Below are 291 nucleotides of genomic sequence, written 5' to 3'. Positions count from 1 at the left end.
CTGGAACGACAGCCGGCGTGGGTTGGGCGCGGGCGAAGCGTTGAAGTTGCAACTGCTGAACATGGAGTCGGCGTACCTGCACCGTAATGAACGGCAACTGGAGATCAGCAAAACCGTGTCTTTGCGACGTCTCAAGGCGATGGACCCGACGATCAACAAGGAGTGGGACGACTTCCTCGATGACTTGCTCAACGATGGCTCTGTCGAATTTGCACTGAGTGCCTCGATGTTCGAGGACGACTACCCCGGCACCTCGCAACGTCGCCTTCAGCGAGTAGGGGTGACACTGCC

Annotated in this window: 1 protein-coding gene; it reads left to right on the top strand. The window is 58.4% G+C overall.

From position 1 onward, the window contains the following. Positions 1–22 precede the first annotated feature (22 nt). Positions 23–291, top strand: a 269-nt coding sequence (locus SB717_RS35065; RefSeq protein WP_410907507.1) for a Tc toxin subunit A-related protein, incomplete at its 3' end; no start/stop codon positions are given.

It is taken from the genome of Priestia sp. SIMBA_032 (assembly GCF_046535215.1).
Taxonomy (GTDB): domain Bacteria; phylum Bacillota; class Bacilli; order Bacillales; family Bacillaceae_H; genus Priestia; species Priestia aryabhattai.
This window is presented reverse-complemented; position numbering and strand designations above follow the sequence as displayed.